Origin of the sequence: Streptomyces sp. GMY02 (assembly GCF_019056675.1) — a bacterium.
Classification (GTDB): domain Bacteria; phylum Actinomycetota; class Actinomycetes; order Streptomycetales; family Streptomycetaceae; genus Streptomyces; species Streptomyces odonnellii.
Map to the genome: position 1 here is coordinate 6515186 of NZ_CP077658.1, position 25247 is coordinate 6540432.

At 71.0% G+C, this 25247-nt stretch carries 26 protein-coding genes and 1 pseudogene; 21 read left to right on the forward strand and 6 right to left on the reverse strand.

Features of this window, described 5'->3' with window-relative positions:
* Positions 1 to 145: 145 nt before the first annotated feature.
* The 3 genes from KQY30_RS27750 to KQY30_RS27760 all read left to right on the forward strand — a co-directional run bounded on the left by KQY30_RS27750 (position 146) and on the right by KQY30_RS27760 (position 2838).
* Positions 146 to 1093 carry a heme o synthase gene (locus tag KQY30_RS27750; protein WP_217309188.1) on the forward strand — a complete coding sequence of 316 codons (948 nt, stop codon included), beginning with the start codon at positions 146 to 148 and terminating at the stop codon, positions 1091 to 1093.
* A 101-nt stretch (positions 1094 to 1194) separates the two neighbouring features.
* Entirely contained in the window at positions 1195 to 1572 is a 378-nt protein-coding gene (locus tag KQY30_RS27755) for a hypothetical protein (RefSeq protein ID WP_217309189.1), read from the forward strand.
* A gap of 153 nt (positions 1573 to 1725) precedes the next feature.
* On the forward strand, positions 1726 to 2838 hold the full coding sequence (locus KQY30_RS27760) for an amidohydrolase (RefSeq protein WP_217309190.1): 1113 nt from the start codon (positions 1726 to 1728) through the stop codon (positions 2836 to 2838).
* Positions 2839 to 2953: 115 nt separating this feature from the next.
* Here KQY30_RS27760 and KQY30_RS27765 read toward each other — a convergent pair whose 3' ends face one another.
* The 3 genes from KQY30_RS27765 to KQY30_RS27775 all read right to left on the reverse strand — a co-directional run bounded on the left by KQY30_RS27765 (position 2954) and on the right by KQY30_RS27775 (position 5919).
* Positions 2954 to 3928, reverse strand: coding sequence for a heme A synthase (locus KQY30_RS27765; protein WP_217309191.1), 975 nt, complete (start codon positions 3926 to 3928; stop codon positions 2954 to 2956).
* A 159-nt stretch (positions 3929 to 4087) separates the two neighbouring features.
* The gene (locus KQY30_RS27770) at positions 4088 to 4945 is read right to left on the reverse strand and encodes an ABC transporter permease (protein ID WP_217309192.1); all 858 of its coding nucleotides are present in this window, start codon (positions 4943 to 4945) and stop codon (positions 4088 to 4090) included.
* The gene (locus tag KQY30_RS27775; protein WP_079022947.1) at positions 4942 to 5919 is read right to left on the reverse strand and encodes an ABC transporter ATP-binding protein; all 978 of its coding nucleotides are present in this window, start codon (positions 5917 to 5919) and stop codon (positions 4942 to 4944) included. Before KQY30_RS27775 ends, KQY30_RS27770 begins: the two co-directional genes overlap by 4 nt.
* A 248-nt stretch (positions 5920 to 6167) precedes the next feature.
* On the opposite strand from KQY30_RS27775, the gene KQY30_RS27780 reads away from it, so the two are divergent.
* The 8 genes and pseudogenes from KQY30_RS27780 to KQY30_RS27815 all read left to right on the forward strand — a co-directional run bounded on the left by KQY30_RS27780 (position 6168) and on the right by KQY30_RS27815 (position 12893).
* Positions 6168 to 6953 carry a metalloregulator ArsR/SmtB family transcription factor gene (locus KQY30_RS27780; protein WP_217309193.1) on the forward strand — a complete coding sequence of 262 codons (786 nt, stop codon included), beginning with the start codon at positions 6168 to 6170 and terminating at the stop codon, positions 6951 to 6953.
* Entirely contained in the window at positions 6950 to 8371 is a 1422-nt protein-coding gene (sufB, locus tag KQY30_RS27785) for a Fe-S cluster assembly protein SufB (RefSeq protein WP_046495654.1), read from the forward strand. Before KQY30_RS27780 ends, sufB begins: the two co-directional genes overlap by 4 nt.
* A 114-nt stretch (positions 8372 to 8485) precedes the next feature.
* A pseudogene (gene sufD / locus KQY30_RS27790) lies at positions 8486 to 9663 on the forward strand (Fe-S cluster assembly protein SufD).
* On the forward strand, positions 9663 to 9980 hold the full coding sequence (locus KQY30_RS27795; RefSeq protein ID WP_217309194.1) for a bifunctional 3-phenylpropionate/cinnamic acid dioxygenase ferredoxin subunit: 318 nt from the start codon (positions 9663 to 9665) through the stop codon (positions 9978 to 9980). Before sufD ends, KQY30_RS27795 begins: the two are co-directional and overlap by 1 nt.
* A gap of 7 nt (positions 9981 to 9987) precedes the next feature.
* Positions 9988 to 10752: a Fe-S cluster assembly ATPase SufC gene (gene sufC / locus KQY30_RS27800; protein WP_217309195.1), complete on the forward strand. Its 765-nt coding sequence runs from the start codon at positions 9988 to 9990 to the stop codon at positions 10750 to 10752.
* A gap of 53 nt (positions 10753 to 10805) precedes the next feature.
* Entirely contained in the window at positions 10806 to 12041 is a 1236-nt protein-coding gene (locus KQY30_RS27805; RefSeq protein ID WP_217311363.1) for a cysteine desulfurase, read from the forward strand.
* A 52-nt stretch (positions 12042 to 12093) separates the two neighbouring features.
* Positions 12094 to 12558, forward strand: coding sequence for a Fe-S cluster assembly sulfur transfer protein SufU (gene sufU / locus KQY30_RS27810; RefSeq protein WP_046495664.1), 465 nt, complete (start codon positions 12094 to 12096; stop codon positions 12556 to 12558).
* Positions 12555 to 12893: a metal-sulfur cluster assembly factor gene (locus tag KQY30_RS27815; RefSeq protein WP_046495667.1), complete on the forward strand. Its 339-nt coding sequence runs from the start codon at positions 12555 to 12557 to the stop codon at positions 12891 to 12893. The genes sufU and KQY30_RS27815 overlap by 4 nt, the downstream gene beginning before the upstream one ends.
* Positions 12894 to 12989: 96 nt before the next feature.
* On the opposite strand, the gene KQY30_RS27820 is transcribed toward KQY30_RS27815, so the two are convergent.
* On the reverse strand, positions 12990 to 14321 hold the full coding sequence (locus tag KQY30_RS27820) for a hypothetical protein (protein ID WP_254407352.1): 1332 nt from the start codon (positions 14319 to 14321) through the stop codon (positions 12990 to 12992).
* 129 nt (positions 14322 to 14450) lie between these two features.
* Between KQY30_RS27820 and KQY30_RS27825 the strand changes: the two genes are divergently transcribed.
* The 4 genes from KQY30_RS27825 to dapD all read left to right on the forward strand — a co-directional run bounded on the left by KQY30_RS27825 (position 14451) and on the right by dapD (position 17006).
* Positions 14451 to 14771, forward strand: coding sequence for a multidrug efflux SMR transporter (locus tag KQY30_RS27825; protein ID WP_217309196.1), 321 nt, complete (start codon positions 14451 to 14453; stop codon positions 14769 to 14771).
* Positions 14771 to 15307, forward strand: a complete 537-nt coding sequence (locus tag KQY30_RS27830; protein WP_217309197.1) for a TetR/AcrR family transcriptional regulator — start codon at positions 14771 to 14773, stop codon at positions 15305 to 15307. Before KQY30_RS27825 ends, KQY30_RS27830 begins: the two co-directional genes overlap by 1 nt.
* A gap of 47 nt (positions 15308 to 15354) precedes the next feature.
* Complete coding sequence (locus KQY30_RS27835) at positions 15355 to 15573, forward strand: hypothetical protein (protein ID WP_217309198.1); 219 nt, start codon at positions 15355 to 15357, stop codon at positions 15571 to 15573.
* 425 nt (positions 15574 to 15998) lie between these two features.
* Positions 15999 to 17006 carry a 2,3,4,5-tetrahydropyridine-2,6-dicarboxylate N-succinyltransferase gene (gene dapD, locus KQY30_RS27840; protein WP_217309199.1) on the forward strand — a complete coding sequence of 336 codons (1008 nt, stop codon included), beginning with the start codon at positions 15999 to 16001 and terminating at the stop codon, positions 17004 to 17006.
* Between the two features lie 55 nt (positions 17007 to 17061).
* Here the strand turns inward: dapD and dapA are convergent, their stop codons facing one another.
* Positions 17062 to 17976: a 4-hydroxy-tetrahydrodipicolinate synthase gene (gene dapA / locus KQY30_RS27845; protein WP_217309200.1), complete on the reverse strand. Its 915-nt coding sequence runs from the start codon at positions 17974 to 17976 to the stop codon at positions 17062 to 17064.
* Positions 17977 to 18144: 168 nt separating this feature from the next.
* Between dapA and KQY30_RS37215 the strand changes: the two genes are divergently transcribed.
* From KQY30_RS37215 to KQY30_RS27865, 4 genes are all read left to right on the forward strand, one after another.
* Positions 18145 to 18795 carry a DUF4232 domain-containing protein gene (locus KQY30_RS37215; protein WP_302185343.1) on the forward strand — a complete coding sequence of 217 codons (651 nt, stop codon included), beginning with the start codon at positions 18145 to 18147 and terminating at the stop codon, positions 18793 to 18795.
* Positions 18796 to 19142: 347 nt separating this feature from the next.
* On the forward strand, positions 19143 to 19763 hold the full coding sequence (locus tag KQY30_RS27855; RefSeq protein WP_254407706.1) for an SMI1/KNR4 family protein: 621 nt from the start codon (positions 19143 to 19145) through the stop codon (positions 19761 to 19763).
* Positions 19764 to 19933: 170 nt separating this feature from the next.
* Positions 19934 to 20635 carry an antibiotic biosynthesis monooxygenase gene (locus tag KQY30_RS27860; RefSeq protein WP_217309203.1) on the forward strand — a complete coding sequence of 234 codons (702 nt, stop codon included), beginning with the start codon at positions 19934 to 19936 and terminating at the stop codon, positions 20633 to 20635.
* Positions 20636 to 20914: 279 nt separating this feature from the next.
* The gene (locus KQY30_RS27865; RefSeq protein ID WP_217309204.1) at positions 20915 to 22411 is read left to right on the forward strand and encodes a hypothetical protein; all 1497 of its coding nucleotides are present in this window, start codon (positions 20915 to 20917) and stop codon (positions 22409 to 22411) included.
* A 117-nt stretch (positions 22412 to 22528) separates the two neighbouring features.
* Here KQY30_RS27865 and KQY30_RS27870 read toward each other — a convergent pair whose 3' ends face one another.
* Positions 22529 to 23293 carry an SDR family NAD(P)-dependent oxidoreductase gene (locus tag KQY30_RS27870; protein ID WP_217309205.1) on the reverse strand — a complete coding sequence of 255 codons (765 nt, stop codon included), beginning with the start codon at positions 23291 to 23293 and terminating at the stop codon, positions 22529 to 22531.
* Between the two features lie 103 nt (positions 23294 to 23396).
* On the opposite strand from KQY30_RS27870, the gene KQY30_RS27875 reads away from it, so the two are divergent.
* Both KQY30_RS27875 and KQY30_RS27880 read left to right on the forward strand, forming a co-directional pair.
* A complete protein-coding gene (locus tag KQY30_RS27875; protein ID WP_217309206.1) occupies positions 23397 to 24815 on the forward strand; it encodes an alkaline phosphatase PhoX in 1419 nt (472 codons plus the stop codon).
* 100 nt (positions 24816 to 24915) lie between these two features.
* Positions 24916 to 25143: a hypothetical protein gene (locus tag KQY30_RS27880; protein ID WP_046495701.1), complete on the forward strand. Its 228-nt coding sequence runs from the start codon at positions 24916 to 24918 to the stop codon at positions 25141 to 25143.
* Positions 25144 to 25247 lie beyond the last annotated feature (104 nt).

A 25247-nucleotide genomic window follows, 5' to 3' on the forward strand; every position in this document is an offset into this window, starting at 1 on the left:
GCGGGGCTGCTTCCCGGGCCCTCCGCACGACCCACCCCCGCGCGGAATCGGTGTCTGGGCAACGTCTAGAGTGGCGTGGTAAGCGCAAGTCTTTACCGGGGCTTCACGTCCGGAGCTTGCTGGGATTTCTCTGTCAGGGGTGTGCGTGACGGCCGTCGAGTCCCGACCCGCTGGGGTCGTCCCGACTCCGAGCCCGGGGGGCCATCGGCCGTTCGGGGCCCGTGTCAAAGCGTTCGTGATGCTGACCAAGCCGCGGATCATCGAGCTGCTGCTCATCACGACCGTTCCGGTGATGTTCCTGGCCGCCGGCACTGTGCCGGATCTGTGGCTGGTCGTCACCACCTGTGTCGGCGGCTATCTCTCGGCCGGCGGCGCCAACGCGCTGAACATGTACATCGACCGTGACATCGACGCGATGATGGACCGTACGTCCCAGCGTCCGCTGGTCACCGGGATGGTGTCACCGCGCGAGGGGCTGGTCTTCGGCCTCACGCTGACCGTCGTCTCGACGCTCTGGTTCGGATTCCTGGTCAACTGGCTGTCCGCGGCGCTGTCGCTCGGTGCGCTCCTTTTCTACGTCGTCGTCTACACGATGATCCTCAAGCGCCGTACCGCGCAGAACATCGTCTGGGGCGGGATCGCCGGCTGCATGCCCGTGCTGATCGGCTGGTCCGCGGTTACCGACTCGGTGTCCTGGGCCGCTGTCATCCTCTTCCTTGTCATCTTCTTCTGGACGCCGCCGCACTACTGGCCGCTGTCGATGAAGGTGAAGGAGGACTACGTACGCGCGGGCGTGCCCATGCTTCCGGTCGTCGCGACGAACCGGGTCGTGGCCCGGCAGATCGTCCTCTACAGCTGGGTGATGGTCGGTGTCTCGCTGCTGCTGACCCCGCTCGGGTACACCGGCTGGTTCTATACGGCGGTGGCGCTGGCGGCGGGCGGCTGGTGGCTCTGGGAGGCGCACGGTCTTCAGTCGCGCGCCCGGGCCGGGGTGACCGGCGGCAAGCTGAAGGAGATGCGGCTGTTCCACTGGTCGATCACCTATGTGTCGCTGCTGTTCGTCGCCGTGGCGGTCGATCCCTTCCTGCGGTAGCGCTCAGGTTCCTCAGGTTCTGTCCGACGGGCGGGGCGCGTGGTCAAGGCCACGCGGCCTGCCCGTCGCCGGTTGATCTACCCGTGGGTAGCATCGAATTCATGTCAGAGACCCAGCAGGTTGACCAGAGCGAGCCCGATCCCGCCGCGAGCGCCGAGAGCGGGGCCGCGTCCCGCCGCGCGACGCGCGACGCACGCCGGGCCGCCCGGCTCGCCAAGCAGATCGGCGCCTTCGCCAAACGGCACGGCGGCGCGGAGGGCCGGCTCGCCTACCTCGGACAGGCGGGCACCCGGATCGTCCTTGTCGGCGAGGACGGCGGCTGGGGCGATCTCGTCGCCCCCACGTACGAGGTCGCGCGCGGCGCCGCCGAGAAGGCCGGACTCACTCTGCACGAGAACTTCGACGGGGAACTCGCGGCCAAGGTCCGCACCGGCCCGTACGAATGGAAGCGGATGGCCGGGATCCAGCTCGGCCACTGATTCCGCCGTCCGACCCCTGAGATGACCGGCGGCGACCGGCGCTCGTACGGCTGACACGGCGGCCGTCACGGGGCCCGGACACGCCGTGGGCGCCACCCGATCGCGGTTCACCCGTTAGTCCGGGTAGGAGTACGGTCCACGACGGGAATCCCGATGATCGAAACTGCGACCCTGGTCGACCAGTACTGCCACGGTGTGCTCCGCGGAGAGCTGGGCCTCGGCACCTTCGAGGCCCAGCTCGGCAGGACGGCGGGGCCGCCCGCCGCGGGCACCACCTTCTTCGACACCCAGACCGGTTTCGCGGTACGCCGCTGGTGTCCGCCCGTACTCGGTCTCGAACCGCACTGCCCGCCGGCCCGCTATCTGGCCCGCCGCCGGGAGCTGGGGGTCCTGGAGGCGGGCCGGCGGCTGCTGCGGTCCACCGGGATCGCCACCTATCTGGTGGACACCGGGCTGCCCGGCGATCTGACCGGGCCCGCCGAGATCGCCTCGGCCGGCGCGGCCGAGGCGCTTGAGATCGTACGGCTCGAACCGCTCGCCGAGCGGGTCGCCGACGGAGCGGACGGGGTCGGCACCTTTCTCTCCGGTCTCGCCGAGTCCGTGCACACCGCCGCCGCCTCGGCCGTCGCCTTCAGCTCGGTCGCCGGGGTACGGCACGGTCTGGCGCTCGCCCCGGAGCCGCCGGGGCCCGGTGAGGTACGGAGTGCCGCGGACCACTGGCTGGCCGGGCGGGTGGCCGGCGCGCCGCTCACCGATCCCGTGCTGCTGCGGCACCTGCTGTGGACGGCCGTCGGCTCCGGGCTGCCGCTGCAACTGCACATGGGCGCCGGTGCCGGACATCCGCGCCCGGGCCGTACGGATCCGCTGCCGCTCACCGGTTTCGCGGCGGCCACCGCGGGACTCGGCACCGATCTGGTCCTGCTGGGGGCCTATCCGTATCACCGGCACGCGGCGCAGCTCACCGGGGCCTTCCCGCATGTGTACGCCGATCTGGGGCCCGCCCTCGCGCATACCGGGGCGCGGGCCACCGCCGTACTCGCGGAGATCCTGGAACTGGCGCCGTTCGGGAAGCTGTTGTTCTCCAGCGGCGCGCGGGGGCTGCCGGAGCTGCATGTGGTGGGGGCGCGGGTGTTCAGGGAGGCGCTGGCGCGGGTCCTGGGCGGCTGGGTGGCCGACGGGTCCTGGGCGCCGGGGGACGCGCAGCGGGTCGCCGGGATGATCGCGGCGGGCAACGCCCGGCGCCTCTACCGGCTGTTGGGCGACTGAAGCGGGTGCCGCGGGGGCCGGGGCACAGCCGTCCGTGGGTCAGCCGTCCGGGCCTCGGCGGTCCGCCTCGGCCGAGTGCGGGCTCAGTCGTCTGTGGCCTCAGCCGTCTGTGGGCTCAGCTCGAAACAGTCGACAGCGGGGACTCCTGCTGCGCGGGGATCCCCGGCTCGGTGTGCGGGCGCTCACGCAGACTCATCGCCAGCCGCAGCACCGCGATCCACACCAGGCACGAGCCCAACATGTGCGCGCCGACCAGGATCTCGGGTACGTCGGTGAAGAACTGCACATAGCCGATGGCGCCTTGGGCGAGCAGGACCAGCAGCAGTTCCCTGGCGCGTGTCCGGGTGTCCGGCGGGGCGTCCACCACCCGCAGCACCAGCCACATCGCCACGGCCAGCGCGCAGACCACCCAGGCGAACACCGCGTGGACGTGGGCGGCGGTGACCCAGTCGAACGGCATCCGCGGCACATCGCTGCTGTCGCCCGCGTGCCGCCCCGAGCCCGTCACGACCGTGCCGGCCCCGATCAGGACCGCCGCCGCGCCGGTCAGCGCCCAGGACAGCTTGCGCACCGGGCGCGGAACGCGCGGCCGGGCCGCGCTGTCGCCCTCGCGGGTGCGCAGCCAGGTCAGGGTGGTGACGGTGAGCAGGGTGGTGGCGAGCAGGAAGTGGCCCGCCACGGTCCAGGGGTTGAGGCCCATCCACACCGTGACGCCGCCGAGCACGGCATTGCCCATCACGATCCAGAACTGGGACCAGGCGAGCCGGGTCAGCCCGCGCCGCCGGGGCTTCGCCGAGCGCACCGCCACGATCGCCCAGCCGACCGCCGCGCACAGCACATAGGTCAGCATCCGGTTGCCGAACTCGATCGCCCCGTGGATTCCCTGCTCCGGGGTGGCGAAGAGGCTGTCGTCCGTGCACTTGGGCCAGGTGTCGCAGCCGAGGCCGGAGCCGGTCAGCCGGACCGCGCCGCCGGTGACGACGATCACCACGCTCATCACGACGGCGGTGAGCGCGGCGCGCTGGACCGTACGGGGTGACGGTGTCCAGCGCTGGGCGATATGGGCGAGGGGGGTCAGCACGGCAACCATCGTAGGCGGGAGCTTGTGCAGGTTTTCACGAGGGGTACGGGACGGGCCCTTCCGGCATCTCCGCGCCGGACGCTCAGCGCTTGGCCCTCAGCGCCCGGCTCTCAACGCCCGGCTCTCAACGCCCGGCCTTCAGCGCCCTGCCCTCAGTGCCCCGGGCGCTCACTCCCAGCGGAAGAACACGGCCGCCGCGCCGAGCCCCAGCGCGGCCCAGCCGGCCAGCACCCCGAGATCGCCCCAGGGCGTTGCCGCGCCCTGCTGGAGGATGTCCCGCAGCCCGTCCGAGAGCGCCGAGATCGGCAGCAGCGCGAGCACCGGGCCGGCCGCGTCCGGGAACCGGTCCAGCGGCACGATCACCCCGCCGCCCACCAGGAGGAGCAGGAAGACCAGATTGGCCGCGGCCAGGGTCGCCTCGGCCCGGAGCGTGCCCGCCATCAGCAGACCGAGCCCGGAGAAGGCCGCGGTCCCCAGCACGAGCAGCAGCAGGACGGCGAGCGCCCCGGACGGGGTGGCCGCCCCCTGCGGCGACCAGCCCAGCAGCAGCGCGATCACCGTCAGCAGCATGATCTGGAGCACTTCGGTGACCAGGACGCAGAGCGTCTTGGCGGTCATCAGCGCCCACCGCGGCAGCGGGGACACCGCGAGCCGCTTGAGCACTCCGTACCGCCGCTCGAAGCCGGTGGCGATGGCCTGTCCGGTGAACGCCGTGGACATCACCGCCAGGGCGAGGACACCGGGCGCGAGGAAGTCCACAGCCTTGTCGGAGCCGCTGCCGGGGCCACCGCCGGTGCCGGTGCCGCTCGTGTCGATGATGTCGACGGTCGAGAACAGCACCAGCAGCAGCGACGGGATGATCACGGTCAGCAGGAGCTGCTCGCCGTTGCGCAGCAGCAGCTTGGTCTCGAACGCCGTCTGCGCCGCGATCATGCGGAGCAGCGGTGCCGCGCCGGGCGCGGGGGCGTACGTACCAGCGCTTCCGACGGCGCCCGTCGCTCTGCTCGTAACGGCGTCGGCGGTCATGAACGCAGCTCCTTGCCGGTCAGTTCGAGGAAGACGTCCTCCAGGGTGTGCCGCTCGACGGAGATCCCGTCCGCCATCACACCGTGCTGCGCGCACCAGGAGGCGACCGTGGCCAGAAGCTGCGGGTCGACCGAGCCGCTGATCCGGTACGCGCCCGGCGACAGCTCCGCCGCGGCGGTGCCGTCCGGCAGCGCCTTGAGCAGCGAGCCGAGGTCGAGCCCGGGGCGCCCGGTGAAGCGCAGGGTGTTCTCGGCGCCGCCCCGGCACAGCTCCTCGGGGCTGCCATGGGCGATCACCCGGCCCGCGTCGATGATCACCACGTCGTCGGCCAGTTCCTCGGCCTCGTCCATGAAGTGCGTGGTCAGTACGGCGGTGACGCCGTCGGCGCGCAGTTCGCGGAGCAGTTCCCAGGTGGAGCGGCGGGCCTGCGGATCGAGCCCGGCCGTCGGCTCGTCCAGGAAGACCAGCTCCGGCCGACCGACCACGGCCAGGGCGAGCGCGAGCCGCTGCTGCTGCCCGCCGGAGAGCCGCCGGTAGGCCGTACGTCCGCAGTCGCCGAGGCCGAGCCGTTCCATCAGCGCGTCCACGTCCAGCGGCCGCGCGTGCAGCCGGGCCATGTGGCGGAGCATCTCCTCGGCACGTGCTCCGGAGTACACACCACCCGACTGGAGCATCACGCCGATGCGCGGGCGGAGCCGGGCGGCGTCGGCGACCGGGTCGAGACCGAGGACTCGTACGGTGCCCGAGTCGGCCCTGCGATAGCCCTCGCAGGTCTCCACGGTGGTGGTCTTGCCCGCTCCGTTGGGGCCGAGCACGGCGGTGACCGTACCGGCGCGCACCACCAGGTCGAGACCATCCACCGCGGCTCTGTCCCCGTACCGCTTGACGAGGCCGTGGACCTCGACCACGGGATCCCGTGTGCCTGCTGCGGGCGCGCGGTCGGGCAGGGAGCCGCCCGGGAAGACGCTGTGCATGCCGGGCAGTCTAGGCAGCGCCCGCCGGACCCCGGCCCGCGGGGCCGAAAGGAACTGTCCGCAGGCCGGAAAAATGCAGTATCCCGAGTCTGTATGCACCCCTCGCCGGCCGAGCCGCGGACCGGAAGAACGGCAGGCCAGTGGGGGTGGCGGGGGTCATTGTTAGGTAACCCTTAGTGATGAAGCGCACCGGAGACCGCTGCGGACCGTGGTTGTCACGGCCGGACGAATTACGCAACAATGGCGTTGTGAAATACGTCGGCGAGGCTCCCCAGGAGGAACTCGCGACCGGTGAGCACCCCACTCGCAACCGCGTCGCGCGCTCCATCCTGGACCACGGCCCCTCCACGGTCTCCGAGCTGGCGGGGCGCCTCGGGCTCACCCAGGCAGCCGTCCGCCGCCATCTCGACGCGCTGGTCGCCGACTCCGTGGTGGAGCCGCGCGAGCAGCGGGTCTACGGATCACGCGGACGCGGCAGGCCGGCCAAGGTGTTCGTCCTGACCGACTGCGGCCGGGACGCCTTCGACCAGTCGTACGACCAGCTCGCCGCGGACGCCCTGCGCTGGATCGCCAGGACCGCGGGCGGCGGGGAGCGCGGCGAGGCGGCCGTCGCGGCCTTCGCCCGCGCCCGGCTCGCCGACCAGTCGGAGAGCTACCGCCGGGCGGTCGAGCAGGCCGAGCCGGCCAGGCGCACGGAGGCCCTGGCCGAGGCGCTGAGCGCCGACGGGTACGCTGCTACGGCGCGTAGCGCGCCGAACCGGCAGGGCGAGCAGCTCTGCCAGCACCACTGCCCGGTCGCCCATGTCGCCGAGCAGTTCCCGCAGCTCTGCGAGGCGGAGACGGAGTCCTTCTCCGAGCTGCTCGGGACCCATGTGCAGCGACTGGCCACCATCGCCCACGGTGACGGCGTCTGCACGACGTTCATCCCCCGCGCCACCGCGACCGCAGAGGCCACCGCGACCGCGGAGACCGCCGCCACCGCAGAGACCACTGATCACGCTTCTGAAAGCACAGCCGGGAGGAACCCCGAATGACGCTCCCCACGGAGACTGCCCACCCCGAGCTGGAGGGTCTGGGTACGTACGAATTCGGCTGGGCCGACTCCGACGCCGCCGGCGCCGCGGCCAAGCGCGGACTCTCCGAGGATGTCGTCCGTGACATCTCGGAGAAGAAGAACGAGCCGGAGTGGATGCTGAAGCTGCGGCTCAAGGGTCTGCGCCTGTTCGACAAGAAGCCCATGCCGAGCTGGGGCTCGGACCTGTCGGGCATCGACTTCGACAACATCAAGTACTTCGTACGGTCCACCGAGAAGCAGGCCGCTTCCTGGGAGGAACTGCCGGAGGACATCAAGAACACGTACGACAAGCTCGGCATCCCGGAGGCGGAGAAGCAGCGCCTCGTCGCGGGTGTCGCCGCGCAGTACGAGTCCGAGGTCGTCTACCACCAGATCCGTGAGGACCTGGAGCAGCAGGGCGTCATCTTCCTGGACACCGACACCGCGCTCAAGGAGCACCCGGAGCTGTTCCAGGAGTACTTCGGCACGGTCATCCCGGTCGGCGACAACAAGTTCGCGTCGCTGAACACAGCCGTGTGGTCGGGCGGATCGTTCATCTACGTGCCGAAGGGCGTGCACGTCGACATCCCGCTCCAGGCCTACTTCCGTATCAACACGGAGAACATGGGCCAGTTCGAGCGGACGCTGATCATCGTCGACGAGGACGCGTACGTCCACTACGTCGAGGGCTGTACGGCCCCGATCTACTCCTCGGACTCGCTGCACAGCGCCGTGGTCGAGATCATCGTCAAGAAGGGCGGCCGCTGCCGCTACACGACCATCCAGAACTGGTCGAACAACGTGTACAACCTGGTCACCAAGCGGGCCGTCGCCTACGAGGGCGCGACCATGGAGTGGGTCGACGGGAACATCGGCTCCAAGGTGACCATGAAGTACCCGGCCGTCTATCTGATGGGCGAGCACGCCAAGGGCGAGACCCTGTCCATCGCCTTCGCGGGCGAGGGGCAGCACCAGGACGCCGGCGCCAAGATGGTCCACATGGCGCCCAACACCTCGTCGAACATCGTCTCCAAGTCGGTGGCGCGCGGTGGCGGGCGTACGTCGTACCGCGGTCTGATCGAGATCGGCGAGGGCGCCGAGGGCTCCAAGTCCAATGTGCTCTGTGACGCGCTGCTCACGGACACCGTCTCGCGCTCCGACACCTACCCGTACGTGGACGTCCGCGAGGACGACGTGTCCATGGGCCACGAGGCGACCGTCTCCAAGGTCTCCGAGGACCAGCTCTTCTATCTGATGAGCCGCGGTCTCTCCGAGTTCGAGGCGATGGCGATGATCGTGCGCGGCTTCGTCGAGCCGATCGCCAAGGAACTGCCCATGGAGTACGCGCTGGAGCTGAACCGGCTGATCGAGCTGCAGATGGAAGGCTCCGTCGGCTGACCACGGCCCCGACGGGCGGAGTCCGGCCCCCGCAACCACGGCCGGAGCTCCGCCCGACCCCAGCAGCGACCGTTTTTCCTTACGCAGAGGCAGAGAGAGAGCACGACGACAGCCATGGCTGAGGCTCAGAACATTCCGGCGGGTTCCACCACCGCCGGTTCGATCGCGGTGGCCGCCGAGTCGACCGTCGCCACGCGCATGAGCGCGCCCCCTCCTACGACGTGGCGGACTTCCCCGTCCCGCACGGACGTGAGGAGGAGTGGCGGTTCACGCCGCTGGAGCGGCTGCGCGGGCTGCACGACGGTACGGCCGTCGCGGCGGACGGCGTCACGGTCGAGGTGACCGCCCCCGACGGCGTCGTCGTCGAGACCGTGGGCCGGGACGACGCGCGGATCGGCCGGGCCGGTACGCCGGTGGACCGGGTCGCCGCCCAGGCGTACTGCTCGTTCGAGAAGGCCTCGGTCGTCTCGGTGCCCAAGGAGACCGTGCTGAGCGAGCCGGTGCGGATCACCGTGCACGGCGAGGGCGGCACCGCCTACGGCCACCAGATCGTCGAGCTGGGCGCCTTCGCCGAGGCCGTCGTCGTCATCGAGCACACCGGTGACGCCGTGCTCGCCGCCAATGTCGACTATCTCCTCGGGGACGGCGCCAAGCTGACCGTCGTCTCCCTCCAGGACTGGGACGAGAAGGCCGTCCATGTCGCCCAGCACAACGCGCTGGTCGGCCGGGACGCCTCCTTCAAGTCCGTCGTGGTCACCTTCGGCGGCGATCTCGTACGGCTCACGCCCCAGGTGCGGTACGCGGCCCCCGGCGGCGACGCCGAGCTGTTCGGCCTGTACTTCACCGACCGCGGCCAGCACCAGGAGCACCGTCTCTTCGTCGACCACAACGCCCCGCACTGCCGGTCCAACGCCGCCTACAAGGGCGCGCTCCAGGGCACCGACGCGCACGCCGTCTGGATCGGTGACGTGCTGATCCGCGCCGCGGCCGAGGGCACCGACACGTACGAGATGAACCGCAACCTGGTCCTCACGGACGGCGCGCGGGTCGACTCGGTGCCGAACCTGGAGATCGAGACCGGAGAGATCGCCGGCGCCGGCCATGCCTCGGCCACCGGCCGCTTCGACGACGAGCAGCTCTTCTATCTGATGGCCCGCGGCATCCCGGAGACCGAGGCCCGCAGGCTGGTGGTCCGCGGCTTCTTCGCCGAGCTGGTCCAGAAGATCGGGCTGCCGGAGCTCGAAGAGCGTCTGATGGCGAAGATCGAGGCGGAACTGGAGGCATCCGTCTGATGGCCTTCGTCCGTGTCTGCACCCTCGGCGAGCTGGAGGAGGACACCCCGAAGCGGGTGGAACTCGACGGCACGCCGGTCTCCGTCGTCCGCACCGGCGGCGAGGTGTTCGCGATCAACGACATCTGCTCGCACGCGAATGTCTCGCTCTCCGAGGGCGAGGTCGAGGACTGCATGATCGAATGCTGGCTGCACGGCTCCAGCTTCGACCTCCGTACCGGCAAGCCGTCCAGTCTGCCCGCGACGCGCCCGGTCCCCGTATACCCCGTAAAGATCGAAGGGGACGATGTGCTCGTCTCCGTCACCCAGGAGTCCTGAGTCACCCATGGCAACGCTTGAAATCCACGACCTGCACGTCTCCGTCGAGGCCGAGACCGGCCCCCGCGAGATCCTCAAGGGTGTCGACCTGACCGTGAAGCAGGGCGAGACGCACGCCATCATGGGCCCCAACGGCTCCGGCAAGTCGACCCTCGCGTACTCCCTCGCGGGCCACCCCAAGTACACGATCACCGGCGGCACCGTCACGCTGGACGGCGAGGACGTCCTCGGGATGACCGTCGACGAGCGCGCCCGCGCCGGGATCTTCCTCGCGATGCAGTACCCCGTCGAGGTCCCCGGTGTCTCCGTCTCCAACTTCCTGCGCACCTCCGCCACCGCCGTACGGGGCGAGGCCCCCAAGCTGCGGACCTGGGTCAAGGAGGTCAAGGAGACCATGGAGCGGCTCCAGATGGACCCGGCCTTCGCCGAGCGCAATCTGAACGAGGGCTTCTCCGGCGGTGAGAAGAAGCGCCACGAGATCCTTCAGCTCGAACTGCTCAAGCCCAGCATCGCGATCCTCGACGAGACGGACTCCGGCCTCGACGTCGACGCGCTGCGCGTTGTCTCCGAGGGCGTCAACCGCGTCCGCGAGACCGGCGCGGTCGGCACGCTGCTGATCACGCACTACACGCGGATTCTCCGCTACATCAAGCCCGACTTCGTCCATGTCTTCGCCCAGGGCCGGATCGCCGAGTCCGGTGGCGCGGAACTGGCCGACAAGCTGGAGGAAGAGGGCTACGAGGCATATGTGAAGGGTGGCGTACCCGCGTGACAGAGCTGCCGGGCCTTCTCACAGCGTCGGACCACCGTGCGCCGGACCACCGCCTGCTGGACGAGGCGATCCGCAAGGATTTCCCCATCCTCGACCGGATGATCCACGACGGCAAGAAGCTCGTGTATCTGGACTCCGCGGCGACCTCGCAGAAGCCGCGCCAGGTGCTCGACGCGCTCAACGAGTACTACGAGCGGCACAACGCGAATGTCCACCGCGGCGTGTACACGATCGCCGAGGAGGCCACGGCGCTGTACGAGGGCGCGCGGGACAAGATCGCCGCCTTCATCAACGCTCCCAGCCGCGACGAGGTGATATTCACCAAGAACGCGTCGGAGTCGCTCAATCTCGTGGCCAACATGCTCGGCTGGGCCGATGAGCCCTACCGGGTCGACCAGGAGACCGAGATCGTCATCACGGAGATGGAGCACCACTCCAACATCGTGCCGTGGCAGCTTCTGTCGCAGCGTACGGGCGCGAAGCTGAAGTGGTTCGGCATCACCGACGACGGCCGGCTCGACCTGTCGAACATCGACGAGATCATCACCGAGAAGACAAAGATCGTCTCCTTTGTGCTGGTCTCCAACATCCTGGGCACCCAGAACCCGGTCGAGACGATCGTCCGCCGGGCCCAGGAGGTCGGCGCGCTGGTCTGTGTCGACGCCTCGCAGGCCGCTCCTCACCAGGTGCTGGACGTCCAGGCGCTCCAGGCCGACTTCGTGGCCTTCACCGGTCACAAGATGGCGGGCCCCACGGGGATCGGGGTGCTCTGGGGCCGCCAGGAGCTGCTGGAGGACCTGCCTCCGTTCCTCGGCGGCGGCGAGATGATCGAGACCGTGTCGATGCACTCGTCGACCTATGCCCCGGCGCCTCACAAGTTCGAGGCGGGTACGCCCCCGATCGCGCAGGCCGTGGGCCTCGGCGCGGCCGTGGACTATCTCACCGCGGTCGGGATGGACCGGATCGCCGAGCATGAGCACGCGATCACCGAGTACGCGGTGAAGCGCCTGCTGGAGGTGCCCGACCTGCGGATCATCGGACCGGCGACGGCCGAGGACCGCGGCGCCACGATCTCCTTCACGCTCGGCGACATCCACCCGCACGATGTGGGCCAGGTCCTCGACGAGCAGGGCATCGCCGTCCGGGTCGGCCACCACTGCGCCCGGCCGGTCTGCCTGCGGTACGGAATTCCCGCGACGACGCGAGCGTCTTTCTATCTGTACTCCACTCCGGCCGAGGTCGACGCCTTGGTCGAAGGCCTGGAGCACGTCCGTAACTTCTTCGGTTGAGGTTGAGAACGTCTTCGATTGAGGGACGAGGCGAGGACTTGAGAGGCTGTCCGTGAAGCTGGATTCGATGTACCAGGACGTCATCCTGGACCACTACAAGCACCCGCACGGGCGCGGTCTCCGGGACGGCGACGCCGAAGTGCACCACGTGAACCCGACCTGCGGTGACGAGATCACGCTGCGTGTGCGGTACGAAGGTTCGCGGATCGCGGATGTCTCGTACGAGGGGCAGGGCTGCTCCATCAGCCAGGCCAGCGCATCCGTACTGAATGACCTGCTGGTCGGCAAGGAGCTGGCCGAGGCGCGGAAGATCCAGGGCACCTTCCTGGAGCTGATGCACTCCAAGGGCCAGTTGGAGCCGGACGACGCGATGGAGGAGGTGCTGGAGGACGCGATCGCGTTCGCCGGTGTCTCCAAGTACCCCGCCCGTGTCAAGTGCGCTCTGCTGAGCTGGATGGCGTGGAAGGACGCGACGGCCCAGGCCCTGGGCGACAGCGCGACGAAGGAGACGGCATGAGCGAGAACGAGACCCTGACGATCAAGCCGGCCTCGGAGGACGAGGTCCGGGAGGCGCTGTACGACGTCGTCGACCCCGAGCTGGGTATCGATGTCGTCAACCTCGGCCTGATCTACGGCATCCACATCGACGAGTCCAACAACGCGACCCTGGACATGACGCTGACGTCGGCGGCCTGTCCGCTGACCGATGTGATCGAGGACCAGGCGAAGGCGGCGACGGACGGCATCGTCAGCGAGCTGAAGATCAACTGGGTCTGGATGCCGCCGTGGGGCCCGGACAAGATCACCGACGACGGCCGCGAACAGCTCCGCGCCCTGGGCTTCAACGTCTGACCACGAACGCCCGATCGCGACACCGCTTCAGAGACCCCCGGCCGACGGCCGGGGGTCTCGGCGTCAGTGGCCGCGCGGTCACGTCGTACGAGCTGGTCAGGCTGGGGGCGTTGCCGCTGCTGAGGCCAGGGTGGGGGCCAGGTTTTCTTTGCGGATGCGCTGGTCCACGTAGAGCAGGGTGAGGACGAGCTGGGGGAAGGTCGTCGAGATGATCTGGCTGATGAACTGGGCGAGTGTCGCCAGGAGCAGATAGCCGGCGACGACGATCAGGACCTCGCCGGCGCCCGGGTCGGTGCCGGTGGTGGTGGGGTCGAGGGCGGCGGGGAACATGCCCAGGCTGCTCACCACCTGCTGGATGACCAGGGCCGCGACGCCGGCCATCACCGAGGCCAGCAGGGAGATGCCGAAGATCCGCCACCAGGCGGCGCGCACCAGTGTGGTCGAGCGGCGCAGGGCCGCGACCGGGCCATGGGATTCGATCACGGCGACCGCGGGGGCCAGGCTGAAGCGGACCCAGAGCCAGATGGCCAGGGGCGCACAGGCCAGCGCGCCCAGGAAGCCGAGGGGGATCAGCCAGGGGGCGGGGGTGTAGTCGCCCCATACGGCGAACGAGGCCACCGCGGCGGCGAAGCCGCCCACGAACAGCACGAGAGGTACGAGAGCGATCAGCCAGCTCAGAGCGGCCGTGCCGAGCACCGCGGGGGCCCGGACCGCCGCCCTGCGCGCCGTCGCGCCGAACGTGGCGGGCCGGCCCAGGACCGCGTTCTGGACTATCGCCGGGCAGACCGCCAGGACCAGGGCGTTGGCGGCCAGCAGCGTCAGCATGCCGAAGACCCAGACACAGCCGAAAGCGATCAGCAGCGGGCGTATGTCCTCCCAGGACGGATCGATGTCGTACGCCGTTGCCATGTCGATGACCCGGTGCAGCCGTTCGCCGACCATCCCGTACGCGACCGCCAGGGCCGCCGCGACCGCGACGAGGGCGGCGCCGTACACCAGGGCGGTCAGGCCGAAGAGCGGCTTGGCGTAACGGCCCATGGTGGCGAAGGCGCCGCCGAGTATGTCGCCGAGACCGAGCGGTGCCAGCGGGATCACGCCGGGCCTGGGCGGCGGGGGAGGGGGCGTCCAGCCGCCCCAGCCGTAGGGGCCACCGCCATAAGGGCCGCCGCCGTAGGGGCCGCCGCCGTAAGGACCGCTCGGACCGCCGCCGTAAGGGCCGTTCCCGTACGGGCCGTTCGGGCCGTTCGGGCCGTTCGGTCCGTTGCCGTACGGACTGCCGCCGTGGGGACCGCTGTTGTACGGGCCGCCGCCCTGGGAGCCGTCGCCCTCGGGGCTGTTCGCCCGCGGGCCGTCCCCTTGCCGACCGCCGCTCCCCTGCGGGTCATTGCCCCGAGGATCGTTTCCGTCCTGTCCCATGCCCTGCGTCACGACTCTCCCCCGTTCTCGCTCGCCCGGATCCGGACGGCATACCGTAACCGCTTCGTGTGGCCGTTCCGAGAGGGCCGGGGGTACGGCCGTTGCGTACGGGCGTACGTATCGTTGTGTACACTCGTACGCATGGGATATGGACTGCTGGCCGCGGCGATCGCGGCGGAGGTGGCCGGGACGACGGCCATGAAGTACAGCGAGGGTTTCAGTCGGCTATGGCCCTCGGTGATCACCGTGGTGGGGTACGTCATAGCCTTCGCTCTGCTCTCACAGACCCTCAAGACCCTCTCCGTGGGCACCGCCTACGCGATATGGTCCGGCGCCGGCACGGCGGCCATCGCCGCCATAGGCATGGTCTTCATGGGCGAGTCCACGAGCGCGCTCAAACTGGCCGGTATCGCCCTGGTGATCGCGGGGGTCCTCGTTCTCAACCTGGGAGGGGCCCACTGATGACCCGTCGGTACGACCCCGAGCGGCGCGGGCGCATCATCGACGCCGCGATCCGGGTGGTCGGGCGGAGCGGGATCGCGGGGCTGAGCCACCGTACGGTCGCGGCGGAGGCCGATGTGCCGCTGGGCTCGACCACGTACCACTTCACCTCGCTCGACGAACTGCTCGTCGCCGCGTTGCGCCAGGTCAACGAGACCTTCGCCGCCTATCTTCGGGAGAGCCGGACCCTCGCGGATCCGGAGTGCGATGTCGCCGCCGAGCTGGCCCGGCTCATGGGGGACTGGCTCGCCGGGGAGCGCACGGGTGTGGAGCTGGAGTACGAGCTGTATCTCGCGGCCCTGCGGCGGCCCGCGCTGCGGCCGGTCGCGGCCGAGTGGTGCGACGGGGTGGCCGAGGCGCTGGCCGGGCGGACCGACCCCGTCACGGTACGGGCGCTGGTCGCGATGATGGACGGGCTCTGCTTGCAGGCGCTGCTCACGGGCACGCCGTACGACGAGGAGTACGCGCGGGAGATGCTGGCGCGGCTGATTCCCTGACCGGCCGGCGCGGTCGGCGGACGCGGGTTCGGCGGTAGGTTGATCGGATGAGCCATTCCTCCCCGGGCCCCGAGATCACCTACGCGGAGTGCCGGCAGTGCGGAACCCTGATCGCGGGGCTGGACGGCCGCTATAGCTGCGGTGTCTGCGGCTGGGTCAACCACCACTCGGAGGGGCACCGGCGGCTGCCGCGCGCGGAGGACGACATCGACCACGCGGCACGCGGCAGGGACGACAACCGGCTGAGCGGAGCGGAGCCGAACTGACCGGCGCCGCTGCCGGAGCCCGCCGGCCGGGCCCGCTGTCCGGGCCCGCTGTCCGGGCCCGCTGCCCGGTGCCGCTGTACGGGGCCGCTCTCCGGGGCTGCTGCCCGGGTTCGCCGACCGGGCCCGCTGCCTGGGGCCCTGTCCGGGTTCACCGACCAGGGCCGCTGCTCGGGGCGCCGTCCGGATTCACCGACCGATGCCGCTGCCCGGCGCCGCTGTCCGGTGCCGCTGTCCGGGTCCACCGGCCGCGCCGCTCTCCGGGGCCGCTGCCTAGGCCCACCGACCGGGCCCGCTGCCCGGTTCCGCTCCGCTCGGTTCGTATCGCTCAAGCACGCTCCGGCGCAGGCCGGCCGCTTCGGGTCCGCCCGCGCCCGGCACCTGAGACCGGTTCGCCCGCGCGCCGCACGAAACGTTAAGTTCGGAGCATGACCGACACCGCTTCTGCCGCATCCGCACGTCCTGCCCGTACCACCGGCGCCGTCGGCGCCGGGCTCGCCACCCTCGCCGGGGACGGCACCGTCCTGGACACCTGGTTCCCCGCTCCCGTGCTCGCCGCGGAGCCCGGACCGGCCGGCACCGAGCGGCTCACCGCCGAGCGCGCCGTGGAGCTGCTCGGCGCGGGCGCGGCCAAGGCCGTCGGGCCCGACGTGCGCCGCGGAGTCGAGGTCGTCGCCGTCCGTACGGTCATCACCTCGCTCGACGACAAGCCGCTGGACGCGCACGACGCGTATCTGCGTCTGCATCTGCTCAGCCACCGTCTGGTCCTGCCGCACGGCCAGAACCTCGACGGCCTCTTCGGGCTGCTCGCCAATGTCGCCTGGACCTCCCTCGGCCCGGTCGCCGTCGACACGCTGGAGACGGTACGGCTCAACGCGCGCGCCGAGGGCCTGCACCTCCAGGTGACCTCGGTCGACAAGTTCCCGCGGATGACCGACTATGTGGCGCCGAAGGGTGTCCGGATCGCCGACGCCGACCGGGTACGCCTCGGCGCGCATCTCGCCGAGGGTACGACCGTGATGCACGAGGGCTTCGTCAACTTCAACGCGGGCACCCTCGGCACCTCCATGGTCGAGGGCAGGATCTCCGCGGGCGTCGTCATCGGCGACGGCTCCGACATCGGCGGCGGCGCCTCCACCATGGGCACGCTCTCCGGCGGCGGCAAGGAGCGCATCGTGATCGGCGAGCGCTGCCTGATCGGCGCGGAGGCGGGCGTCGGGATCGCGCTGGGCGACGAGTGCGTGGTCGAGGCGGGGCTGTATGTCACGGCCGGTACGCGGGTCACCCTGCCGGACGGACAGGTCGTCAAGGCCCGTGAGCTGTCCGGCGCGAGCAACATCCTCTTCCGCCGCAACTCGGTCACCGGCACCGTCGAGGCCCGTCCGAACAACGCGGTCTGGGGCGGCCTCAACGATGTGCTCCACAGCCACAACTGAGCGCTCCGCCCCATCATTCAGGGGGCCATGGTGCCTTTCAGGGGCTCTGGTGCCTTCAACGGCCTGAAGCGGCCAGGAGTTCCCCGTACGCCTTCAGCAGCCCGTCGGCCGTCTCCCGGCCGGCGGGCCGCAGCGGTTCACGGACCGGTCCCGCGGGCAGGCCGAGCGTGCCGAGCAGTGCCTTCGCGGTGACCGTGCCCGGCAGTCCGGCCGCCATCATCGCCGCGACCAGCGGAAGCGTGAGCTGGTTGAGGCGCGTGGACTCGGTGAGCGCCCCCGAGTCGTACGCGTCGAGGACCGCGCGCAATTGACGGGGCGCGGCATTGGCGACCGTACTGACGAATCCGGCGCCGCCGACCGCGTACAGCGGGAGGTTCAGCTCCTCGGAGCCCGCGTAGTACGCCAGTGAGGTGCGGGCGATCACCGTGGAGCTGCCGAGCAGGTCGTACGCGCAGTCCTTCACGGCGACGACGCGCGGGTGCCCGGCGAGACGGAGCATGGTGGCGGGCTCGATACGGACGCCGGTGCGCGCCGGGATGTCGTACAGCATCAGCGGGATCCCGGCGGTGTCCGCGACACGCAGGAAGTGTGCCTCGATGTCCTGCTGGGGCGGGCGGCTGTAGTACGGCGCCACCACCAGGAGGCCGTCGGCGCCCGCCTGTTCGGCCGCGTGTGCCAGGGCGATCGTGTGCCGGGTGCCGGCGCTGCCGACGCCCGCGACGACATGGGCCCGGTCGCCGACCTCCTCCCGGACGGCCCGTACCAGCGCGGTCTTCTCCTCGTCCGTGGTGGTGGGGGACTCGCCGGTGGTCCCGTTCAGGACCAGCCCGTCGCAGCCCTCGGCCACCAGATGCCCGGCGAGCTCGCGGGCGCCGTCCAGATCCAGCTCTCCGGTGGCGGTGAAGGGCGTGACCATCGCGCAGAGGGCGCGGCCGAAGGGGCGTGGCGCGCCGTTACGGGGAGTGCTCATACGGGCAGTGTCCGTCCAGCGGACTGTGAAGGTCTACTTAGTTCTGCTTGGAGTGGGAGTGAAGCAGAGCTGAATGCAGGGGACGGCCGGGCGTCTGGCATGATCGGCGGCGGCGTGCAAATGGCGCCGGACGGGGGAGGTTCGTATGGCCGGTTCGGCTCGTATGGAATGGGTACGCGGTCCGGTCGGCGCGGCGGTGGTCGCGCTGGCGGTGATGGCGGGGGCGGCCGGCTGCGCAGACATCCGCAACGAGATCGACGCCGAGCGGGGCGTGCCCTGCGGGCGCTGTCCTCACCCGCTCCGACCCCTTCGTACAGCGCTTCCTCGGCCCCGGCTCCCGAGGTGGAGGGCGGCCCCGCGCCCTGGGCGGACCAGGGTCCGGGCCCCTGTCTCGCTTCCGGAGTCTCCGTCAGCCACGGTCCTGTGAACGCCTCCCTGGGCGAGCGCGTCGTGGAGATCACGCTGACGAACTGCGGAAACAAGCCATACCGCGTCCACGGCTATCCGGAGATCGGCGCCCTGGACGGGGCGCGCGAACCGCTCGCGCTGAAGGTGGTCCACGGCGGCGCGTACACCGACGCGTCGCGCGTCCGGGCCCCGGGAGAACTGACGCTGGCGCCCGGCGAATCGGCGCTGTCGGTCCTGCACTGGGACAGCCGGATCACCGGCACCGTGACCCCTCCCGAGGGCACCCATGTGGTGGTCGCGGCGACGAAGGGCGCGGAGCGGAGCACGCTGCCCATGCCGCTCGACGTCGGCACGTCGGGCGAACTGGACGTGACGGCCTGGGCCACCGGACCGGCCTCGGAGCCGTCCTGAGTGGTCGGACTCTGCCATTGGCAGTAGTCCGCCGTCCGTCATTCGGCGCTCGTATATCGGCATCGAACAGTGATCGGCCGCCCGTTCGGAATGCGGCAGGATGCTCCCATGATGCGTACTCTGCGCCGACCACTGGCGCGGCTCTTACCGCCGCGGGGCTCTGCCCTCGCGGCCGCGGGCCGCAGGACGGAAAAGGCGTACCCGGGGATCCCGGCTGAGCGGGGCGATCTGCCTCCGGTGGGCGACGGGGCCCACCACCTCAGCGTGCCGGAGGGGGCTTCGGGGTAACAGGGGCCGGACTGTCAGTGGGTGCGGGTCCAATGGAGGACATGGAGGGCATGAAGAGCATGGAGAACGAAAACGTCCACCGGGGCGAATCAGGCGCACCCGATCCGGGCGCGGGCGGCATGAGCACGGGCGACCGGAGTGAACTCGACGTGCTGCGCGCGGCGTTCCCGCCGGAGCACTGCCTGCCGCCGCTGGGGTGGGACGCGGTGCGCGCCTTCGAGCGCGAGCAGGGGGTCGTGCTGCCCGAGCCGTACCGCACGCTGGTCGCCGAGATCTGCGACGGGTGCAGCGAGGGGCCTGCCGATGTGGACGGGCTGATACCCGTGGCGGCGCTGCCCGCCGACTGGGGCTGCGCACAGCAGCAGCGGGTGCTCTCGGAGCCCTTCCCGCTCACCGAGGCCTGGGTCTGGGAGGACGACCCGCGGCCGTACGAGGAGATCGAGCCGCTCATCGACGAGGTCTCCAACCACGGGAGCGTGGTGCTGGGCACGGACGGCTGCGGCATGTACTGGCATCTCGTCGTGACCGGACCGCAGCGGGGGCGGATCTGGAACATCAGCGATGTGGGGGCGGCGCCGTTCGGGGCGGCGTTCGGACATCCCACCGCGGGGGACGGGTTCACCAGTTGGGTGGCGCACTGGGCCACGACCAGGCGGCCGTGGTTCGACGTGGTGGTCTGAGGGGGCCGCGCTCCGGGACGGCGATTTTCAGGACAGCGATGGACAGTCATGGACAGCGATGGACAGCGATGGACAGCGATGAGGGCGGCCGGTTGACCTCAACCGCACTTCACCTTCGAGCATGGTGGTGAGGGCGCACCGCGGGGGTGCGCCATCGAGGAGGGATCACCATGTCCGTGCGGTCCGGCACCCTGCCCGAGATCACCCGTCCCGGAGCGGGCGTCGTCATGGTCAGCCGCTGGCGCCTCGGCACCCCCGAGAGGCAGCGGGCGGCGGTCGAGGCGATCGGCCGTGCCTGGGGGAGCCGGGAGTGGCCGGACACCGGCCTCCTCTCGTACTCCGTCCTGACCGGCAACGACGGGGACACGCTGCTCCACTACTCGCAGTGGAGCGGAGCCGAGGCATACGCGGACTTCGTCCGTTCCGGTCGTGACGAGCGGAACGCGGAGATCGACGCGGCCGTGCCCGGTATCGAGCGCGTCGGGCTGCGCCCGTACGAGCTGTACCGGGTAGACCGCGCCGAGGACGAGAGCCGGGTGCCCGGCTGTGTGGTGATCGTGGAGGTGGAGTTCGAAGGGCCCGACGCCGCGCGGCAGAAGGACTGGGTCGACGCCGTCTTCGCGGCCCTGGCGAGCGACCCGGCCCCGGCCCCCGGCGGCATCTCGGCGCACTTCCATGTCAGCACGGACGGCACCCGGGTCCTCAACTTCGCGCAATGGGAGACCCAGCAGGCGCACATCGACGCGCTGGCGGCGCCGGGGAACGGGATCGGCTCGGCCACCGAGGAGTGGCAGCGGGTGCAGAATTACCCCGGCCTGGCGCTCAGCTCCGTGACGCGGTACACGCCCGCGCTGAGTCTGAGCGCCGGGTGAGGAGCGGCGGCCCGGCCGTATGTGGGGTACGGCCGGACCGCCGCGGTCCCGGGGGCGGTACCGGGCCGGGCGAGGGCCCCTCCGCCCGGTTCTCGGGCAACTCGGGGAAGTGGCGTACACAGGTGGTTCTACGCGCGTAATCTCCTTGCTGGGCAAGCCAGTTGTCAAGGGTGCCCGGCCCGGGACCCCCAGTCGGGTACATGAACCGGGTGGGATGGGTCCAAATGCGTCTACGCTGGGGGCCGCCGTGAATCCGCATGCTGCGAGGAGACCCACCAGATGACCGGAGACCGCCCCACCGTCCCACCGGTACGACTTCCCTCGGACGCGGAACTGGCTCGGGAGGCGCTCTCCGCGCCCCTGCTCGCCCGCGCGGTGCGCCTCGCCCGCTGGGCCGGACCCGGGACGCGTGTGGGGGCGGGGGGCGAACTGGTCGACGAACAGCTCCCCGAGGCGGCGGAGGCGCTCGGCCTGTCCGAGGCGGAGGGCGAGGCGTACGCGAGCGAGGCGTGGCGGGTCGCGGTCGACACGGGTCTGGTGGCGGTCGAGGACGGTGACGACGGCGAGGGCGGCGCGCCGGACGAGGGCGAGGACGACACCACCGCGGCGCGGGTCACCGCCGGCGATCAGCTCGGGCTGATCACCTCCGGATCCCCGCAGGACATCCTCTCGCTCTGGCTGGACGCCCTGGACGTCGTGTTCGCGGACGCGACCGCGCCCGTCCTGGACGATCTGGCGGCGGCGATCGGCGAGGACGGCGAGATCGACTTCGAATCGCTCGACTGGGACCCGGAGTCGGAGGCGGAGTTCCTGGAGGGCGTGCTCGGCAATCTCTATCTGCTCACCGTCGCGGACGGCGGGGGCATCGGGGCCGTGGGCGGCGCGTCCGGTCCCGGGCCGGTGCCGCTGCCGGTGCTCGCCGCGTCGATGATCGTCCCCGACGACATGGGCGAGCCCACCGACGACATCCTGGAGCAGGTCTCCGAGGCGATGATGAGGCTGGACGACCAGTTCCGGCTGCTGGAGCCGGTCGGGCTCGTCTCGTACGTACCGGTCGACGAGGCCCTGATGGAGGAGGACGCGGGGGCGGACGCGTCCCTGCCGGTCGATGACGACGATGTCGCCCGGTACGGGATGGTCCGGCTGACGCCGCTCGGGCTCTACGGGATCAGGTCCCGGATGCTGGAGGCCGGCGTCGACGCGCCCGCGGTCGGCGATCTCGCGGACAAGGACGCGCATGCGCTGCTGGACGGGGTCGCACGGTTCCCCGAGCTGTCCGCGCGCGCGGAGACGGAACAGTGGCTGGCCCGGCGCGCGGCGGTCGACGCGGCGGAGGAACTGCTGGCCGCCGCGCGCGGCACCGACCCCGGCGCGCCGCTGCGCCGCCTCCACTGCCAGCAGGCGCTCTCCCTGGTCGGCGCGGAAGCGGAACCGGCGGTACGGGGCGTGCTCGCCGACGCGGAGCTGGGCGGCCTGGCGCGGGTCTGGCTCGCGGAACTGGGCGCGCGGGACGTGCCCCCGCCGCCGGAGGCGATGATCTTCTGGCTCGCCATCGACACGATTGCCGCGCAGCTCGACGCCGAGGGTGAACCGGAAGAGCTCCAGGAACTGGTCGAGGGGCTCGTGGGCCGCCACAGCGGCTTCTTCGACGCGGCATGGCGGGTGGAGCATCCGGCGACGGCGGAGGTGCTGGAGGCGATGGGGAGGCTGCACCGGGACCGGGCGGTGTCGAAGGACGCGCGGAAGGCGGCGTTCAAGGCGAGGTCGCGCGCTTAGTGGTGGGCGGCTCGCCGGGCCCGCCCGGCGAGCCGGTGCGTCCTCAATCGCCGGACGGGCCGGAATGCGCGGCCCGCGCGCGAGCGGTCACCCCGGCACCCCGAATCCCAGGGCTGCTCACCGCAGGTATGACGCTCCGTTGAGGTCCAGTGTTGTGCCAGCCGCCCATTCCGCTCCCGGCGATGCCAGCCACCGGACCGCCTCCGCCACCTCCTCCGCTGTGGCCACCCGGCCGAACGGGCTCTGGGCGCGGATCGATTCGCCCTCCTGGCCCGTCAGGCGGTGTGCCACGCGTTCCGTCTCGAAGAAGCCCGGGGCCACGGACGCGACGCCGATTCCGTACGGGGCCAGCGAGACCGCCAGGGACTGGGCCAGCGCGTGGACGGCCGCCTTGGTCGCGCCGTACGCCGGGTAGTCGGGTTCGCCGCGGAACGCGCCGCGGGAGCCGATGTTGATGATCCGCCCGCCCGTACCCCGGTCGATCATCGAGCGGGCGGCGCGGTGGCTGAGCAGAGCCGTGGCCAGGACATTGACGGAGAGGTGGCGCTGCCAGGCCTCGGTCCACTCCTCGTACGACGTCGACGGCAGCGGATGCGGCTCGTTCACCGCCGCGTTGTTGACCAGGATGTCTATCCCGCCGAGCGCCTCGGCCGCCTCGTCCACGACGCGGGCCGCCTCCGCCGGGACGGACAGATCACCACCGATCAGCGTATGACCCGTACCGGACAGCGAGTCCAGCGTGGCGCGGGCCTCGTCGGCGCGGGTGGCGTAGTGGACGGCGACCCGGTCGCCGTTCGCGGCGAAGACCCTCGCGACCGCGCGGCCAAGACCGCGCGACGCGCCGCTGACGAGGACACGGCGGCCGGTGGTTGGCAGGTTCATGGAAGCTGGCCTCTCGATGTCGGCCGGTGTTCAACCGGCGTTTGTCCGTGGACGGAAGCGTCTGGAGCGTATCCCTCCGTCTTGTGCCCTCCAGGAGATCGCGATGTCGCTGACCCGCAGGGAATTCACCGGAAGCACCGCACTCACCGGGGCGGGTTTCGCCCTGACCGGCGCCGCGGGCGCGCTCGCCACCGCGCCCGGCGCGCTCGCCGCGGAAGACGCCCCCGAGATCGCCGGCCGCCCGGAGCAGGAGCCCGGGTACGGACCGCTGCGTCCCGACCCGCAGGGCATGCTCGCGCTGCCCGCCGGCTTCTCGTACCGGATCATCACGCACAGCGGTGTCACCAAGCTGGAGACCGGCGAGGACACCCCCTCCAACCACGACGGCACCGCCACCTTCGAGGGTCCCCGCGGCGTCACCCTGCTCGTCAACAACCATGAGCTGGACGGCCCGAGGGACGAGGTCGAGTACCCGGTGCCGCTCACCGAGGGTCTCGTCTACGACCCCGCCGCGCCCGGCGGCTGCACCATCGTCGAGACGCACCGCGACGGCCGCACCGCCGAGTGGGTCGGCATCTCCGGTACGGCCAACAACTGCGCCGGCGGGCGCACCCCCTGGGGCACCTGGCTCACCTGCGAGGAGAACTCCGACCGCGCGGGCCAGAACGGGATGACCAAGGACCACGGCTATGTCTTCGAGGTCGACCCGTACGACCGCCGGGCCAACCAGAACCCCAAGCCCATCAAGGCGTTCGGCCGTTACGACCACGAAGCCGTCGTCATCGATCCCCGTACCGGCTACGCGTATCTGACCGAGGACGCCGACGAGCCCAACGGCCTCTTCTACCGCTGGGTCCCGCCGCACGGCTTCAAGCACGGCCGCGGCCAGCTCCGCCGGCTCGCCGACGACGCGGGTGTCCTCCAGGCGCCGCGCTGCTTCGACGCGGGCGGCCGCTTCGTCGACGACCTGTCGCGCGCCACCAAGATCGGCGTCGTGTACGGCGTGGACTGGGTGGACGTACCGGACCGGGACGCCAGGACGGTCGACGTACGCCAGCAGTTCGAGGCCGAGGACGTCACCCGGGCCAGGAAGCTGGAGGGCATGTGGTGGGCGGACGGCGGCGCGTACATCGTCTCCTCGTACGCCCGTGACGAGAGCCCCGGCAGGCCGCACGACGGGCAGGTGTGGTTCTACCACCCCCGGCGCCGCACCCTGACGCTCAAGGTGCTGCTGGGCGTCAACGCCGAGCCCGACAAGGACGGCGCCTTCGACGGCCCGGACAACATCACCGTCTCGCCGTACGGCGGTCTGGTCATCGCGGAGGACGGCGAAGGGGTCCAGCACCTCTTCGGCGCGACCGAGCGCGGTCGTACGTACCCCATCGCGCGCAACGACCTGAACGACAGCGAGTTCACGGGTGTCGTGTTCTCGCCCGACGGCCGCACCCTGTTCGCCAATATCCAGGAGCCGGGCATCATGCTCGCCATCACCGGCCCCTGGCGTCGCACGCCCCGGCACTGACGCCGGGCCCTTTCCGACGGGTCCCGGAACGAGTGATCCGGCGGCCCGTCGGCCGCCGGGCATGGCGCGTCGGGGCTTATTGGGCGCATACTCCAAGGTAATGACAAAGTCAGCCGGATCCCGGCGCCACCTGCCGTCCAGTCCCTTCAACCGCCAGGCCCCGGCCTCTCCCCCGCCCGAGCAGTTCGATGTGGGAGACCGTGTCTCACACGATCAGTTCGGCCTGGGCAGAGTCATCGGAGTCGAGGGCGACCACGCCGTGCTCATCGATTTCTCGGGGCGACAGGGGCGGATCCTCAGCCCCTTCGCCAAGCTGACCAAGCTCTGAGCCGCACCCCGAACGCCGTACCCCCTCGGCGCCGCGGGTCCTGACGGGACCCCGCGGCGCCGAGGAGGGACCGGGCCACCCCGCCTCGACCGGGCTCCCGGCCC